The sequence below is a fragment of the Dactylosporangium sp. NPDC000555 genome (genome assembly GCF_040300025.1).
Lineage (GTDB): Bacteria > Actinomycetota > Actinomycetes > Mycobacteriales > Micromonosporaceae > Dactylosporangium.
In genome coordinates this window covers 15,928-31,880 of record NZ_JBEPDB010000098.1, presented here as the reverse complement: position 1 = coordinate 31,880, position 15,953 = coordinate 15,928, and the positions used below count along the sequence as shown (strand labels likewise).

Annotated in this window: 12 protein-coding genes and 1 pseudogene; 2 read left to right on the top strand and 11 right to left on the bottom strand. The window is 71.0% G+C overall.

What is annotated here, in order from left to right; genetic code table 11:
• The 5 genes and pseudogenes from ABT297_RS37285 to ABT297_RS37265 all read right to left on the bottom strand — a co-directional run.
• Positions 1 to 601: pseudogene (locus tag ABT297_RS37285) on the bottom strand (hypothetical protein); the annotation flags it as partial.
• Positions 598 to 2,034, bottom strand: a complete 1,437-nt coding sequence (locus ABT297_RS37280) for a replication-associated recombination protein A (RefSeq protein ID WP_502885707.1) — start codon at positions 2,032 to 2,034, stop codon at positions 598 to 600. The gene ABT297_RS37280 and the pseudogene ABT297_RS37285, both read right to left, overlap by 4 nt.
• 26 nt (positions 2,035 to 2,060) lie before the next feature.
• Positions 2,061 to 3,884 carry an aspartate--tRNA ligase gene (gene aspS, locus ABT297_RS37275; RefSeq protein ID WP_350557289.1) on the bottom strand — a complete coding sequence of 608 codons (1,824 nt, stop codon included), beginning with the start codon at positions 3,882 to 3,884 and terminating at the stop codon, positions 2,061 to 2,063.
• A 40-nt stretch (positions 3,885 to 3,924) separates the two neighbouring features.
• On the bottom strand, positions 3,925 to 5,250 hold the full coding sequence (gene hisS, locus ABT297_RS37270) for a histidine--tRNA ligase (protein ID WP_350557288.1): 1,326 nt from the start codon (positions 5,248 to 5,250) through the stop codon (positions 3,925 to 3,927).
• A 6-nt stretch (positions 5,251 to 5,256) separates the two neighbouring features.
• Positions 5,257 to 5,952, bottom strand: coding sequence for an MBL fold metallo-hydrolase (locus ABT297_RS37265; RefSeq protein ID WP_350557287.1), 696 nt, complete (start codon positions 5,950 to 5,952; stop codon positions 5,257 to 5,259).
• Between the two features lie 169 nt (positions 5,953 to 6,121).
• On the opposite strand from ABT297_RS37265, the gene ABT297_RS37260 reads away from it, so the two are divergent.
• The gene (locus tag ABT297_RS37260; protein WP_350557286.1) at positions 6,122 to 7,042 is read left to right on the top strand and encodes a peptidylprolyl isomerase; all 921 of its coding nucleotides are present in this window, start codon (positions 6,122 to 6,124) and stop codon (positions 7,040 to 7,042) included.
• A 64-nt stretch (positions 7,043 to 7,106) separates the two neighbouring features.
• Positions 7,107 to 7,976, top strand: coding sequence for a peptidylprolyl isomerase (locus tag ABT297_RS37255; RefSeq protein WP_350557285.1), 870 nt, complete (start codon positions 7,107 to 7,109; stop codon positions 7,974 to 7,976).
• 69 nt (positions 7,977 to 8,045) lie between these two features.
• Here ABT297_RS37255 and ABT297_RS37250 read toward each other — a convergent pair whose 3' ends face one another.
• The 6 genes from ABT297_RS37250 to ruvB form a co-directional block, all read right to left on the bottom strand.
• Positions 8,046 to 10,640, bottom strand: a complete 2,595-nt coding sequence (locus tag ABT297_RS37250; protein WP_350557284.1) for a RelA/SpoT family protein — start codon at positions 10,638 to 10,640, stop codon at positions 8,046 to 8,048.
• A gap of 42 nt (positions 10,641 to 10,682) precedes the next feature.
• On the bottom strand, positions 10,683 to 11,237 hold the full coding sequence (locus ABT297_RS37245; protein WP_350557283.1) for an adenine phosphoribosyltransferase: 555 nt from the start codon (positions 11,235 to 11,237) through the stop codon (positions 10,683 to 10,685).
• Positions 11,238 to 11,304: 67 nt separating this feature from the next.
• Positions 11,305 to 12,471 carry a protein translocase subunit SecF gene (gene secF, locus ABT297_RS37240; RefSeq protein ID WP_350557282.1) on the bottom strand — a complete coding sequence of 389 codons (1,167 nt, stop codon included), beginning with the start codon at positions 12,469 to 12,471 and terminating at the stop codon, positions 11,305 to 11,307.
• A gap of 2 nt (positions 12,472 to 12,473) precedes the next feature.
• Positions 12,474 to 14,270, bottom strand: a complete 1,797-nt coding sequence (secD, locus tag ABT297_RS37235; protein WP_350557281.1) for a protein translocase subunit SecD — start codon at positions 14,268 to 14,270, stop codon at positions 12,474 to 12,476.
• 81 nt (positions 14,271 to 14,351) lie between these two features.
• On the bottom strand, positions 14,352 to 14,696 hold the full coding sequence (gene yajC, locus ABT297_RS37230) for a preprotein translocase subunit YajC (protein ID WP_350557280.1): 345 nt from the start codon (positions 14,694 to 14,696) through the stop codon (positions 14,352 to 14,354).
• A gap of 172 nt (positions 14,697 to 14,868) precedes the next feature.
• The gene (ruvB, locus tag ABT297_RS37225; RefSeq protein WP_350557279.1) at positions 14,869 to 15,933 is read right to left on the bottom strand and encodes a Holliday junction branch migration DNA helicase RuvB; all 1,065 of its coding nucleotides are present in this window, start codon (positions 15,931 to 15,933) and stop codon (positions 14,869 to 14,871) included.
• Positions 15,934 to 15,953: the final 20 nt, after the last annotated feature.

The window sequence follows — 15,953 nt, the reverse complement described above, 5'->3', positions numbered from 1 at the left end:
CCTCGCGCGGCACACGCCACGCCTGCGCCGACTCCGGCGCCGGCGGCACAGCAGGCGTGGCCGGTGTCGCCGGCCGCGAACCCGACGGCGACTCGCGGACCGCGTCGCGCAGCTCCCGCCAGTCCGCCGGCGGCCCGGTGGGGCCGGGAGGCCCGGAAGGTCCAGCCGGCGCGACGGGGGCGGCGGGCGCGGCGGGCTTGGTAGGTGTTGCCGGCCGCGAACCGGAGGCCGGCTCCCGCACACCCCCACGCGGCACCCGCCAGGCCTGCGTCGGCTCGGCGGGCGGCACGGGCGACCCCGGAAGAGGCGGCGAAGGCGGCACCGAGCGCGAGGCCGAAGGAGGCACCGAGGCCGTGGCCGGGGACGATCGCTGCGGGGCGACGTCGCCGCGTGACTGTGGTGCCGGCGTCCGGCGCGGGTTCACCTGATCGGGGACGTCGCCGGGCGCGGGCGGGCCGCCGAACGTGCCGAGGTCGTCGTCGCCGGGTGTGCTGCCCGCGCTGCGCAGCTCCGCCAGCCAGCCGAGGTCCTCGTCGCTCGGGCCCTGTTCAGCCTTGCCGCGGCCGCGCCGCTTCTTGGCCTCGTCCCGACCCGATGTCACCGGTGCCGCTCCTCCACCATGCCGTTTGGTTCCGAACCATCACCCGCACCGGCGGGCGCTGCGGTCCCCCGCACGATACGCCGTAGTTTGGGCAATCGTTCCGCCACCGCGCGCTCAGCGCCATGGCCCGACGGGCGGTAGTACTCCCGGTCGCCGAGCCCTTCCGGCGCGTACTGCTGCTGCACAACGCCCCGGGGGTCGTCGTGCGGGTATTTGTACCCCTTCCCGTGCCCGACCCGGCTCGCCCCCTTGTAGTGCGAATCGCGTAAATGCGCGGGAACCGCACCACCGCGCCCGGCGCGCACGTCGTCCATCGCGGCACCGATGGCGGCGACCACCGCGTTGGACTTCGGGGCGAGCGCGAGGTGGATCACGGCCTGGGCGAGCACGATCTGCACCTCGGGCAGGCCGACGTACTCCACCGCGTGCGCGGCCGCGGTCGCGATCGGCAGCGCGGTCGGGTCGGCCATGCCGATGTCCTCGCTGGCGGAGATGACCATGCGCCGGGCGATGAACCGGGCGTCCTCCCCGGCGGTGATCATCCGGGCCAGGTAGTGCAGGGCGGCGTCGGCGTCCGAGCCGCGGATGCTCTTGATGAACGCGCTGACCACGTCGTAGTGCTCGTCGCCGTCGCGGTCGTAGCGCAGCGCGGCCACGTCGACCGCCTTCTCCGCGGTCGCCAGGTCGACGGTGGGCATCCGCTGCGCGAGCGCGGCACCGGCGGCCGCCTCGAGCGCCGTGAGGGCCTTGCGGACGTCGCCGCGGGCGAGGCGTACCAGATGCGCCTCCGCGTCCTCGTCGAGCGCCACGGCGCCGTCGAGCCCGCGCGCGTCCGTGACCGCGCGGCGCAGGAGCGTGCGCACGTCGTCGTCGGTGAGCGGCTGCAACGTGAGCAGCACGCAGCGCGACAGCAGGGGCGAGATGACCGAGAAGTACGGGTTTTCGGTGGTGGCCGCGAGCAGCGTCACGGTCCGGTCCTCGACGGCGGCCAGCAGCGAATCCTGCTGCGTCTTGCTGAACCGGTGCACCTCGTCGATGAACAGCACGGTCGGCGGGCCGCCCCGCCGGCGCTCCCGGCGGGCGGTGTCGATGACCGCGCGCACGTCCTTCACCCCGGCCGACAGCGCGGACAGTGCCACGAAGCGCCGGTCGGTCGCGCCGGCGACCAGGTGGGCGATGGTGGTCTTGCCCGAGCCCGGCGGGCCCCACAGGATCACCGACATCGGCGAGGCGCCGCCGACGAGCTGGCGCAGCGGCGCGCCGGGCGCCAGCAGATGCTGCTGGCCGACCAGCTCGTCGAGGCTGGCCGGGCGCATCCGCACCGCGAGCGGCGAGTCCGCCGCCACGTCGGTGAAGCCGCCGGTGACGGCTGGGCCCCCTGCGAAGGACACCTCGCCGTCACCGGATGGTTGAACCTCAAACAAGCCGTCCACGGCCCCAGACCCTACAAGTCCGGGCCTCAGTTCGAGCGCTCGACCGGGACCGTCGTGGAAGCCGGCACAGCGGCCTTCGGCTTGGCGTCCACGCCGGCCTCGGCGCGCTGCCCGGCGGTGATCGGGGTCGGCGCGCCGGTCAGCGGGTCGTAGCCGCCGCCGGTCTTCGGGAACGCGATGACCTCGCGGATCGAGTCCGCGCCCGCCAGCAGCATGCAGATGCGGTCCCAGCCGAACGCGATGCCGGCGTGCGGCGGCGGACCGTACTTGAACGCCTCGAGCAGGAAGCCGAACTTGTCGGCCGCGTCCTCGGCGGTGATGCCGAGGATGTCGAAGACCCGGCGCTGCACGTCGGCGCGGTGGATACGCACCGAGCCGCCGCCGATCTCGTTGCCGTTGCACACGATGTCGTACGCGTAGGCGAGGGCCTCGCCCGGCGCCTCCTCGAACCGGTCGATCCAGTCCGTGTTGGGCGAGGTGAACGGGTGGTGCACCGCGGTCCAGCCCTTGGCCCCGCCGCCGGTGCCGCCGGCCTCGGGATCGGTCGGCTCGAACATCGGCGCGTCGACGATCCAGCAGAACGCCCACGTGCTCTCGTCCACCAGGCCGGCTCGCCGCGCGATCTCGACGCGGGCCGCGCCGAGCAGCTCCTGCGCCTCGCGCCGGTCGGCGGACGCGGCGAAGAACACCGCGTCGCCCGGCTTCGCACCGACCGCGTCGGCCAGCCCGGCCAGGTGCTCGGCGGAGAGGTTCTTGGCCACCGGGCCGCGGGGCTCGCCGGTGTCGGCGTCGAGCACCACGTACGCCAGGCCCTTGGCCCCGCGCGCCTTGGCCCAGTCCTGCCAGCCGTCGAGCTCCTTGCGGGTCTGCGACGCGCCGCCGGGCATCACGACCGCGCCCACGTAGCCGCCGACGGCGATGGCGCCGCCGAACACGCGGAACTCGGTGCCGCGCAGGTATTCGGTCAGCTCGGTCAGCTCCACGGAGTACCGCAGGTCGGGCTTGTCGGAGCCGTAGCGCGCCATGGCGTCGTGCCAGGTGATGCGCGGGATGTCGCCGGCGATCTCGTGCCCGGCGAGGTCCGACCACAGCGTCCGGACGATCGACTCGCCCAGCTCGATGATGTCGTCCTGGGTCACGAAGGACATCTCGATGTCCAGCTGGGTGAACTCCGGCTGACGGTCGGCGCGGAAGCCCTCGTCGCGGTAGCAGCGGGCGATCTGGTAATACCGCTCCAGGCCGCCGACCATCAGCAGCTGCTTGAACAGCTGGGGCGACTGGGGCAGCGCATACCAGGTGCCGGGCTGCAGCCGCACGGGCACCAGGAAGTCGCGGGCGCCCTCCGGGGTCGAGCGGGTCAGCGTCGGCGTCTCCACCTCGACGAAGTCGCGGTCGGCGAGCAGGTTGCGGGCGAGCTGGTTGGCCCGGCTGCGCAGCTTCATGGCCTTGTGCGGGCCCGAGCGGCGCAGGTCGAGATACCGGTAGCGGTAGCGCACGTCGTCGCTGGCCGCCTCGCCGTCGTCCACGGGCAGGGGCAGCGGCGCGGCCTCGGAGAGCACCTCGAGGCCGCTCGCGACGACCTCGATCCCGCCGGTGGGCAGGTCCGGGTTCTCGTTGCCGGCCGGGCGGGCGCGCACCTCGCCGGTGACGAGCACGCAGTACTCGTTGCGCAGCGCGTGCGCGGCCTGCATCTCCTCGCGGAAGACGACCTGGACCACGCCCGAGGCATCGCGCAGATCCACGAAGATGACCCCGCCGTGGTCGCGGCGGCGGGCCACCCAGCCGGCCAGCGTCACGGTCGTTCCGGCGTCGGCGGCACGCAGGGTGCCGGACTCATGGGATCGGATCACGGGGTCTCCTTCGGCGAACTACGCAAGACGTACCATTCTCTCACCGCAGGATCGGCGCCAGGTCGTCGGCCGGGGGGTTCCACCCGGTGCTGGACGCGGCCACCTGCTCGCCCGAGCGGATGTCCTTGACCTGATCTCCGCCCTCGGCCGAGGCGCCGGCCGGGAACCAGACATAGGGGATCCCGCGCCGCTCCGCGTAGCGGATCTGCTTGCCCAGCTTCGCCGGCACGGGCGCCACCTCGGTGGCGATCCCGCGGGCGCGCAGGTCGGCGGCGATGCGGTTGCTGGCGGCCCGGTCCTGCTCGCTCCACAGCGCCACGAGCACCGCCGTCGGTGTCGGGCGGCTCACCGCGAGCGCGTCGTTGTCGAAGAGCAGCCCCAGCAGGCGCGACACGCCGATGGAGATGCCGACGCCGGGGAAGACGTCGTTGCCGGCGCTGGCCAGGTTGTCGTACCGGCCGCCGGAGCAGATGGAGCCGTACTGCTCGTAGCCGGCCAGCTCCGTCTCGTAGACGGTGCCGGTGTAGTAGTCCAGGCCACGGGCGATCTTCAGGGTCGCCTCGACCAGGCCGGGCGAGTGCTCGCGGGCGGTCTCCACCACCGCGGCGAGCTCGGCCACGCCCTCGTCCAGCAGCGGGTGCTCGACGCCGAGCGCGCGCACGGCGTCGGCGAACGAGGCGTCCCCGGCACGGATCTCGGCCAGCGCGAGACACGCCTTGGCCTGCGCCTCACTGCCACCGGCCCGCAGGATCAGCTGGGTCACGGCGTTCGGGCCGATCTTGTCCAGCTTGTCGATGATCCTGAGAATCTCCTCGGGATCCTCCAGGCCCAGGCCGCGGTAGAAGCCCTCGCAGAGCTTGCGGTTGTTGACCATGATCCGGACGGGCGGAATCGGCAGCGAGCGCAGCGCATCGCCGATGACCAGCGGGATCTCGGCCTCATAGTGGGGCGGAAGGGTGTCGCGGTCGACGATGTCGATGTCGGCCTGCAGAAACTCGCGGTAGCGTCCGGCCTGCGGCTTCTCGCCCCGCCATACTTTCTGGATCTGGTATCGCCGGAAGGGAAACTGCAACTTACCGGCATTCTCAAGCACATAGCGGGCAAACGGAACGGTCAGGTCGAAGTGCAACCCCAGGCTCTGCTCGTCGTCGCCTTCCCCCGCCTGGAGCCGGCGCAGGGTGTACACCTCCTTGGAGGTCTCCCCCTTGCGCAGCAGCTGGTCCAGCGGCTCGACCGCCCGGGTCTCCAGCGGCGAGAAGCCGTAGAGCTCGAACGTGCGGCGCAGCCGGTCGAGCACCCGCTGCTCGGCGAGGCGCTGCGCGGGGAGCCACTCCGGGAAGCCGGACAGCGGCGTGGGTCGGGTCATCGATCTCTACCAGCCTTTACGCGGCGCCTCGAGCGCCTCACGAAGGTACGGATTGCGGGCCCGCTCGCGCCCGATGGTCGTCTCGGGACCGTGGCCGGGCAGGACGATCGTGTCGTCGGGCAGCGTGAGCACCTTGTCGCGCAGGCTCGCCAGCATCTGCGGCATGCTCCCGCCGGGCAGGTCGGTCCGGCCGATCGAGTCGCGGAAGAGCACGTCGCCGGAGAAGCACAGCCGTTCGCCACCCGCCTCGCCGCCGGGCTCGCTGCGGAACATCACCGAGCCGCGGGTGTGCCCGGGCGCGTGGTCGACGACCAGCTCCAGCCCGGCGATCTTGAGCACCAGGCCGTCCTCGAGCGGCGCCACGTCCTCCGGCTCGGTCCACGTCAGCCGGCCGCCGAACAGCTCGCTGAGATCGGCGCTGAGGCCCTTGGCCGGGTCGGCGAGCAGCTCGGCGTCGTCCGGATGGATGTAGGCGGTGATCCCGCGGGCGCCGCAGACCGGGGTCACGGAGAACGTATGGTCGAGGTGGCCGTGGGTGAGCAGGACCGCGGCGGGCTGGAGCCGGTGCTCGGCGAGCACCTCGTCCAGCCGGTCGGCGACCCCGACCCCGGGGTCGATGACCACGCACTGCTCACCCGGCGCAGGGGCCACCACGAAACAGTTGGTCCCGAACGCCTGGGCGGGGAAACCGGCGACCAGCACGGCGGCGCTCCTCCCTGTCGATGTCCTGCTGAGCTCCAGCTAGACCCTATCCGGAGGTCAGACACAGCCAACCGTGACCGGGCGGCGACCCGCATTGCGGGTTCTACCCGTACACTCTGGCGGGCGTGTGACGTGGCACCCAAATGTATTTTCCTGGAGGGGAGCACCGGTGGCTTCCAGTAAGAGCCGGCAGCGCGCTCTGGCGCGGGCCAAGACCGAGCGGCAGATCGCCCGGAGGGCGGCCGTGGCGCGGCGCCGCCGCCAATGGCAGGCGGGGATCGGCAGCGCCGTGGTGCTCGCCTTGCTGGTCGTGGGCGTGATCTGGAAGACCGGCGGCTTCTCCCCGGCACCGGCCAGGGCCGCCGACTGCGCGTATACCCCCGTGGACCCCGGCAGCGGCATCACCGACGTGGGCAGGCCGCCGACGAAGGACGTGGTCAAGAACGGTGTCAAGACCATGACCATCAGCCTCGGCCAGGGCAGCGTGACCGCCAAGCTCGACCCGAGCAGGGCGTCGTGCACGGTCAACAGCATCTCCTACCTGGCGAGCAAGAAGTTCTTCGACAACACCACCTGCCATCGGGTCACCGACGAGATCCTGCAGTGCGGCGACCCGTCGGGCACCGGCAGCGGCGGTCCCGCCTACCGCTTCCCGAACGAGAACGTTCCGTCGCCGGTGGAGCCCTCGGCCGACCCGAGCGCCCCGGCGTCCGCCGATCCGGCCGGCGACAGGGCGCTGTACCCGGCCGGTACCGTCGCGATGGCACACTCGTCCCAGCCGGACAGCAACAGCAGTCAGTTCTTCCTGGTCTTCAAGGACGTGCAGCTCCCGGCCGACTACACGATCTTCGGTACCATCACGCGCGGCCTCGACGTGCTGCAGAAGATCGGCGCCGCGGGCAACGACGGCTCCATCCAGGCCGGCGGTGGCAAGCCCAACGAAGAGGTGAAGATCAGCTCGCTGACCGTCACCGACATCGCGCCCGAGGAGTCCGCCCCGGAGCCGGCCCCGTCGGCCGACGCCTCCGCCCCGGCGTCGGCGTCCGCCTCGGCCGCCCCCTCGGCCGGCGGTTCCAGCACCAAGTCGTAAGCCGACACGATCGATCTGAGCTCTGATTCCTGTTTGAGCCCCTGTTGAGCAAGGAGTAACAACCGTGACCACCAACCGGGACCGTCAACGCGCCGCGGCGCGTGTGCGGCTGGAGCGGGAGATGGCCGTACGCGCCGAGCAGTCCCGGGTCCGGCGGCGCCGAAACACGACGATCGCCGCCGGGGCCGGCGCCCTGGTCGTCCTGCTCGCCGCGGCCTGGGTTGTGGTCGCCCTGACCAGCGACAACGGCAAGCAGAACGAGGCCGCGGCCGACCCGTCGGCCTCGCCCACGCCGACGATCTGCTCCTGGCTGCCGATGGTCGACCCGAGCGCCAGCGCGTCGGCCGACCCGGAGCTCGCGAAGAACACCAAGGACGTGGGCAAGCCCCCGGCGAGCGGTGAGGCGCGCACCGGCACCCAGACGATGACGCTGGACACGAGCGTCGGCAACGTCAAGATCGAGGTCGACACCGCGCACGCACCCTGCACCGCGCAGAGCTTCACGTATCTGGCCAGCAAGAAGTACTTCGACGACTCGATCTGCCACCGCCTGGTCCTGCAGAACATCTACGTGCTGCAGTGCGGCGACCCGTTCGGCAGCGGCTACGGTGGCCCGTCCTACCGCTACGCCGAGGAGAACCTGCCGACCGGCAAGCGCCCGGCCTACGCCGAGGGCGTGGTCGCGATGGCCAACAACGGCCAGCCCGCGTCGACCGGCAGCCAGTTCTTCATCGTCTACAAGGACATCGCGGATCTGCCCGCCAACTACACGGTCGTCGGCCGGGTCACCGAGGGCCTCGACCTGATCAAGAAGGTCGCCGAGGCCGGGGTCGTGGCCGATCCGTCCGCCGAGCCGTCGGCCGCCCAGAGCGAGGGCAAGCCGAAGACCGAGGTGCGCATCAAGAGCCTGACGATGAGCGCCCCGACTCCGTAACGAACGGTCACTGAGGGGCCGCCGCGGCAACTGCCGTGGCGGCCCTGCTGTTTACCGGAGAGGGGGGCTTCAGGCGCCGGATGTGACCCGGTAGGCGTCGTAGACGCCGTCGATGCGCCGGACCGCCGCCAGCAGGTGGTTGAGGTGCTTCGGGTCGGCCATCTCGAAGCTGAACCGGCTGATCGCGACCCGGTCGCGCGTGGTCGTCACCGTCGCCGAGAGGATGTTGACCTTCTCGTCGGACAGCACGCGCGTGACATCGGCGAGCAGCTTGTGCCGGTCGAGGGCCTCCACCTGGATCGCGACCAGGAACGTCGAGGCGCTCGTCGGCTTCCAGCTGACCTCGAGCACCCGCTCGGGCTGCTCCTTGAGGTCCCCCGCGTTGGCGCAGTCGTCGCGGTGCACGCTCACGCCGCCGGAACGGGTCACGAAGCCGAAGACCGCGTCGCCGGGGACTGGGGTGCAGCAGCGGGCCAGCTTGATCCAGACATCGTCGACGCCGAGCACCTCGACGCCGGGGTCGGAGGCGGCGGTGCGGGTGCGGGCCGGCCGGGTCGGTATCGCGGTCTCGGCGATGTCCTCGACCGCGCCCTCCTCGCCGCCGTAGCCGGCGACCAGGCGCTGGACGATCGACTGGGCCGAGGCCTGCCCGTCGCCGACGGCGGCGTAGAGGGCCGCCACGTCGATCAGGTGCAGCTCGCGGGCGATGGTCATCAGCGACTCGGACGTGAGCAGGCGCTGCAGCGGCAGCCCCTGCTTGCGCATCGCCTTGACGATCGCCTCCTTGCCGGCCTCGATCGCCTCCTCGCGGCGCTCCTTGTTGAAGTACTGCCGGATCTTGGTGCGCGCCCGAGGGCTCTTGACGAAGCCCAGCCAGTCCTGGGTGGGGCCGGCCGTCTCGGACTTCGACGTGAAGATCTCGATGACGTCGCCGTTGGACAGCGTGCTCTCCAGCGGCACGAGCTTGCCGTTGACCCGCGCGCCGATGCACTTGTGCCCGACCTCGGTGTGCACCGCGTAGGCGAAGTCGACCGGGGTCGAGCCGGTGGGCAGCGCGATCACGTCGCCCTTGGGCGTGAAGACATACACCTCCTGGCTGGACAGGTCGAAGCGCAGCGCGTCGAGGAACTCGCTCGGGTCGCTCGCCTCCCGCTGCCAGTCCAGCAGCTGGCGCAGCCACGTCATCTCGTCGATGTGCGCCGGCGGCCCGGCGATCGTGGCGTTCTTGGTCTCCTTGTACCGCCAGTGCGCGGCGATGCCGTACTCCGCGGTGCGGTGCATCGCGTAAGTGCGGATCTGCAGCTCGACGGGCTTGCCGGTGGGTCCGATGACCGTCGTGTGCAGCGACTGGTACATGTTGAACTTCGGCATGGCGATGTAGTCCTTGAACCGACCCGGGACGGGTTGCCAGTTCGCGTGGATCACGCCGAGTGCCGCGTAGCAGTCGCGCACCGTGTCGACCAGGATGCGCACGCCGACGAGGTCGTAGATGTCGCCGAAGTCGCGGCCCCGGACGATCATCTTCTGGTACACGGAGTAGAGGTGCTTCGGCCGCCCGGTGACCTCCGACTTGATCTTGGCGGCCTTGAGGTCGTTGGCGACCTTCTGGGTCACGGTGCGCAGCAGCGAGTCGCGCTGGGGCGTGTGCTCGGCGATGAGCCGGCTGATCTCGTCGAAGCGCTTGGGGAACAGCGTGCGGAACGCCAGGTCCTCCAGCTCCCACTTGATCGTGTTCATGCCCAGCCGGTGCGCCAGCGGCGCCAGGATCTCCAGCGTCTCCTTGGCCTTCTGCTCCTGCTTCGGGCGGGGCAGGAAGGTCAGCGTGCGCATGTTGTGCAGCCGGTCGGCGAGCTTGATCACCAGCACCCGCGGGTCCTTGGCCATGGCCACGACCATCTTGCGGATCGTCTCGGCCTTCGCCGCGTCGCCGAGCTTGACCTTGTCCAGCTTCGTGACGCCGTCGACGAGCAGCGTGACCTCGCCGCCGAAGTCGACCTGCATGCGCTCGATCGTGTATTCGGTGTCCTCGATCGTGTCGTGCAGCAGCGCCGCGACCAGGGTCGTGGTGTCCATGCCCAGGTCGGCGAGGATCGTGGCCACGGCGAGCGGGTGCGTGATGTAGGGGTCGCCGGACTTGCGGTACTGCCCCTTGTGGAAGTGCTCGGCCATGTCATACGCCCGCTGCAGCAGCCGCACGTCAGCCTTGGGGTGGCTCGCCTTGTGCTGGGCGATCAGCGGCTCGAGCACCTCGCTGACCGACGGACTCTGCCAGGGCGCGTTGAAGCGGGCCAGCCGGGCGCGCACCCGACGGCCGGTCGGCGCGGCGCCAACGAAGCCGGCGACGGCCCCCGTCACGCCGCTCGCGGCGTCGGTGAGGTCCTCGGTGTCCTCGCCCAGGATCTCCTCGGCCGTGCGGCGCGGGGGCTGCTCGCCCGGCCGATCGGCGGCCCGGCGCTGGGGTGTGCCGGAGGGAGCGACGGGGAACTGCAGCACCACGCCGCCCGCCTCCGCCGTCTCCGGCGGTGCCGACTCGCGGGCGTCCTGCGGTTCATCCTGCACGTGGTCGACCGTACCCTCAATGGGGGGTGCGATGTCGCCGGTCACCGGCCGCTCCTCATCGCCGACAACGTTCTGAACCGCAAGCTTACCCGGCCCCACCGGCATTTCCCTTCAGCGAAAAGGTCCGGAAACGGCCGCGAACGCCATTCAGACGGTCAACAGGGCATGAACCGGGCGGGGTGCGATGCGCGAGCGCCCCTCGAGAAATCCGAGCTCCAGCAGGACGCTGAAGCCGCTGACCTGGCCGCCGGCCCGCTCGACGAGCTCCATGGTGGCCGCGGCCGTGCCGCCGGTGGCGAGCACGTCGTCGACGACCAGGACCCGCTCCCCCGCCAGGAACGCGTCGGCGTGGACCTCCAGGATCGCCTCGCCGTACTCCAGCGTGTAGCTCGCCGCCACGGTGGCCCGGGGCAGCTTGCCGGCCTTGCGCACCGGTACCAGGCCCTTGCCCGTGGCGTAGGCGACCGCGGCGGCGACCACGAACCCGCGCGCCTCGATCCCGGCCACCACGTCGAAGCTGTCCACGCCGTGCTCGGCGACGATCGCGTCGATCGTGGCGGCGAAGGCCGGCCCGTCGGCGAACAGCGGCATGAGGTCCTTGAACACGATGCCCGGCTTCGGGAAGTCCGGCACGTCCAGCACCTTGCTCGCGACCAGCTCAGAGATCTCCACCCGGGTCCCTTCCGAAGTCGGCTCGGACAAGCGCACGGGCGCCGCGACCGCGACGCCCGTGCATCAGTACGACGAATCCACTATCTGTGAAAGACCGCTACCTGCGGCCGCCGGCCCCACCGGGGCGGCCACCGGCGCGCGGGCGCTTGCCCTGGCCGGGCCGCGCCGACGGGCGGGCGCCCGGACGGGGCGCCGCGCCGGCGAGCTCGGAGCGCTCGACCGCCTTGGCCGAGTCGCCGATCGGCACGCCGTCGCTGTCGCGGGCCACCGTCGACGCCTTGGCCGCCTGCTCCTTGGCCTGCGCCGCGCGCTTGGCCTGGATCCGGCTGGCGTGCGCCTGCAGTCGTGGATCGCGGTTCTTGAACTCGGCCAGCACCGGGGTGGCGAAGAAGATCGACGAGTACACCGCGAGGCCCATGCCGATGAACAGCACCAGGCCGAGGTCCTTCAGCGTGCCGGCGCCCAGCAGGCCGGCGCCGATGAAGAGCAGGCCGCCGACGGGCAGCAGCGCGACCAGACCGGTGTTGATCGAGCGCATCAGGGTCTGGTTGACCGCCAGGTTGGCCGCCTCGGCATACGTCGACGTGCTGGAGCCGGTGATGCCCCGGGTGTTCTCCTGCACCTTGTCGAACACCACGACGACGTCGTAGAGCGCGAAACCGAGAATGGTCAGGAAGCCGATGACGGTCGACGGGGTGACCTCGAAGCCGACGAGCGAATACACGCCGCCGGTGAGCACCAGGTCGAGCAGCAGCGAGGCGATCGCGGCCGCGGCCATCCGCCACTCGAACCGCATGATCAGGTACACCAGCACCGCGGCGAGGAAGATCACGAGGCTCAGCGCCGCCTTGTTGGTGACCTGGCCACCCCAGGACGTGCTCACCGCGCTGTCGCTGATCTGCGAGGCCTCGATGCCGAAGTGCTTGGCGACCGACTCCTTGATCTCGGACTGCCGGGCGGCGTCGTTGATCAGCTCGGTCTTGATGATGTACTGGCTGTCGCCGATCGTCTGCCCGGTCTTGACCGAGACGCCCGCGTCGCCGAACGCCTTCTCGACCTCGTCCAGCGTGCCGACCTTGACCGGCACGTTGTACTGGTTGCCGCCCTCGAACTCGATGCCGAGCGTGAAGCCGCGCAGGAACATGCTCGCGATCGCGATCACGACCGCGATGCCGGCGACGGTGAACCACAGCTTGCGGCGGCCGACGATGTTGACGCCGGCCTCACCGCGGTAGAGCCGGGCTGCGATGCCACTGGCGCTCATCGTCAGGCCTCCTTCGGACGGTTGCGACGGGTGGCGGGGCCCGCGTCGGTCGTGGGTCGCTGCTCAAGCACGCGGCCGAGGCCGCTGACCCTCGGCGACAAGAACGCCTTGCTTCGAGCGAAGAGCGTCATGATCGGATGGCGGAAGAGGAACACGACCACCAGGTCGAGGATCGTGGCCACGCCCAGGGCGAAGGCGAAGCCCTTCACCGAGCCGATCGAGACGAAGTACAGGATCGCCGCCGCCAGCAGCGTGATCGTGTTCGCCGAGATGATCGTGCGGCGGGCCCGGACCCAGGCGCGCGGCACCGCGCTGCGCGGGCTGCGGCCCTCGCGGATCTCGTCCTTGAGCCGCTCGAAGTAGATGACGAACGAGTCCGCGGCGACACCGAGCGAGACGATGAACCCGGCGAAGCCGGCGAGGCTCAGCGTGAAGCCGATCCAGCGGCCCAGGACGATCAGCGACATGAACACCAGCACGCCGGAGAGCACCAGGCTGAGCATGATGACGGCGCCGAGCAGCCGGTAGTAGAAGAACGAGTAGAGCACGACGAGCAGCATGCCGATGCCGGCGGCGAGCAGGCCCGCCTCCAGGTGCGAGCTGCCCAGGGTCGCCGAGATGCTCTGCGCGTCCTGCGACTTGAACGACAGCGGCAGGGCGCCGTACTGCAGCTGGCTGGCCAGCAGCTGGGCCTCGGTCTTGGTGAAGGTACCGCTGATCTCCGCGTCACCGGGGATGACGTTCTGGATCACCGGGGCCGACACGACCTCGTTGTCGAGCACCACTGCGACCTTCTTGTTGTCGGTGCCGCCGTTGTACGCCTCGCGGGTCAGGTCGGTCCAGCGGTTCTGCCCGGCGCCGCTGAAGGACAGGTTGACCGTCCACTGACCGTTCTGCGAGTTGATGCCGGAGCTGGCCTTCGACACGTGGGTGCCGAGCACCTTGGCGACGTCGAGCCGCCACTTCGCGCCCTCGCCGCAGGCGACGACCTCATGGTTCTCGTCGCGGATCGAGCCGACCGGCCGATGGTTGAGCTTGTCGCAGGTGACGAACGGGATGTTGTACTGCATCGAGGCCGGCAGCACCGCGACCTCTTCCGGCGTCAGGTCCTTGAAGCCCTTGTACAGCGCGGCCTTGCTCGCGTCCTGGTTGGTGTTCACCGGGGACTGCTCGGCCAGCGCGGCGGCCCACACGTCGTTGCCCAGCTTCTTCTGCACCGCCGCGCGCTGCGTGGCGATGTCGGGCGCCACGCTCTCCGACGGCGCGGCGGAGGCGGCGGCAGGGGCGCTGGAGCCCGACGGGGCCGCCGACGGCTCGGCCGAGCCGGAGGGCGAGGCCGACGCCGCCGGCGAGGCGGAGCCCGACGGCGAGGCCGGCGCCGACGGGTCGACCGCGCCGATGTCCTGCGTCTGGTCCAGGACCTTGCGGAAGCGCAGCTCCGCGGTCTGCCCGATCTGCTTGAGCCGGTCGTCGCTCTTGCCCGGCAGGGAGACGACGATGTTGCTGTTGCCCTCGACCACGACCTCGGCCTCGGCGACGCCCAGGCCGTTGACACGCTGGTCGATGATGCGGCGGGCGGTCTCCATCTGAGCCTTGGTGGGGGGCTGGTTCCCCTCCAGGTTCTGGGCCTGCAGCGTGACCGTGGTCCCGCCGATCAGATCAAGGCCGAGCTTCGGCTCGAGCCGGTCACGCCATCCACCCGTGCCGCCGAACCACACGATGGCGGCAAGCACGATGAAGATGGCGGCAAGCACTGCGAGCTGGCGGCTCGGGCGCATCGGTGCCTGAGGTTGTGCCACGGCTGTCGGGTCTCCCTACACGACGCCGGCGGGGTCCGCGCGGCGTGAATGGTTCACAGAGCGGGCTTGCGAACGGGGCTTTCAGTCGGTGTCCGCGGTCCCGGCGGACTCCTCCTTGGAGGCGGCGTCTTCCTCGACGGGCGCCTTCCGGTTGACCTTGCCGATGGCGGCGCGGGCGTACTTGGCGGTGACGCCCGGCGAGATCTCCAGCAGCACGGTGTCGTCGGTGACCTCCACTACGGTGCCGTACAGACCCCCGACGGTCACCACCTCGTCGCCGACGCCCATCGAGGACTGCATGCTCTCGGTCTCGCGGCGGCGCTTCTGCTGGGGACGGATCATGAGGAAATAGACAAATGCAGCAAAGGCGACGACGACGAGAAGCGGAAGTGCGCTGCCGCCCGAGCTTTCCGCGGCGTAATACACGATTGGTGGCCTTCCCTGTCGAGGTATCTGATATCCGCCGCAGCGGATCGCGGCGATTCTAGTCGGTGTGTCGGAGACCACGTAAACCGGCGTCCGCCACGAAACCCTGGTCCGGCCCGATGAGCTTCACCGTATCGACCCGAACCAGGCACCAACCACGACAGACCCGGAGCTACGGCTCCAAACTGAACAGATCGGGTGTTTGGGACAAGCCGCCCGCGGGGTTGCCGCCCCCGACGGTACCAGCGGGAGCTGGGATTCCGAGGTGACGCCATGCACCCGCCGTGGCGACACGGCCACGGGGAGTGCGCGAGATGAGCCCGGTCCGCAGCAGGAACGGCTCGCAGACCTCCTCGACCGTGTCGGGCTGCTCACCCACGGCGACCGCGAGCGTGGACAGGCCGACCGGACCGCCGCCGTGGCGCAGCAGGGCCAGCAGCACCGCCCGGTCGAGCCGGTCCAGGCCGAGCTCGTCCACGTCATACACGGCCAGCGCCGCCCGCGCCGCGCCCAGGTCCACCACGCCGTTGCCGCGGACCTCGGCGTAGTCGCGGACCCGGCGCAGCAGCCGGTTGGCGATCCGGGGCGTGCCGCGGGAGCGCCGGCCGATCTCCGCCGCCCCGTCCTCGGTGATCGGCACGTCGAGGATGCGCGCCGACCGGGCGATGATCCGCTCCAGCTCCTCGGGCTCGTAGAACTCCAGTTGCCCGACGAACCCGAAGCGGTCGCGCATCGGGCCGGTGAGCAGGCCGCTGCGGGTCGTGGCGCCCACCAGCGTGAACGGCTCCACGTCCAGCGGGATCGCGGTCGCGCCGGGGCCCTTGCCGACCACCACGTCGACCCGGAAGTCCTCCATGGCGGTGTACAGCAGCTCCTCGGCCGGCCGCGCCATACGGTGGATCTCGTCGATGAACAGCACGTCGCCGCGCTGGAGGCTGGTGAGCACCGCGGCCAGGTCGCCGGCCCGCTCGATCGCCGGCCCGCTGGTCATGCGCAGGCCGGCGCTCAGCTCCGCGGCGACGATCATGGCCATGGTCGTCTTGCCCAGCCCCGGCGGGCCGGAGAGCAGGATGTGGTCGGGCGGGCTGCCCCGGCGCAGGGCGCTCTGCAGCAGCAGGTCGAGCTGCTCACGCACCCGGTGCTGCCCGATGATCTCCGCGAGCCGCTTGGGGCGCACGGTCTGATCGGCGATCGCGTCCTCGTCGGACGCGAACGCACTGACCAACGGATCCGTCACGACGCCTCCGCCCGGACCCG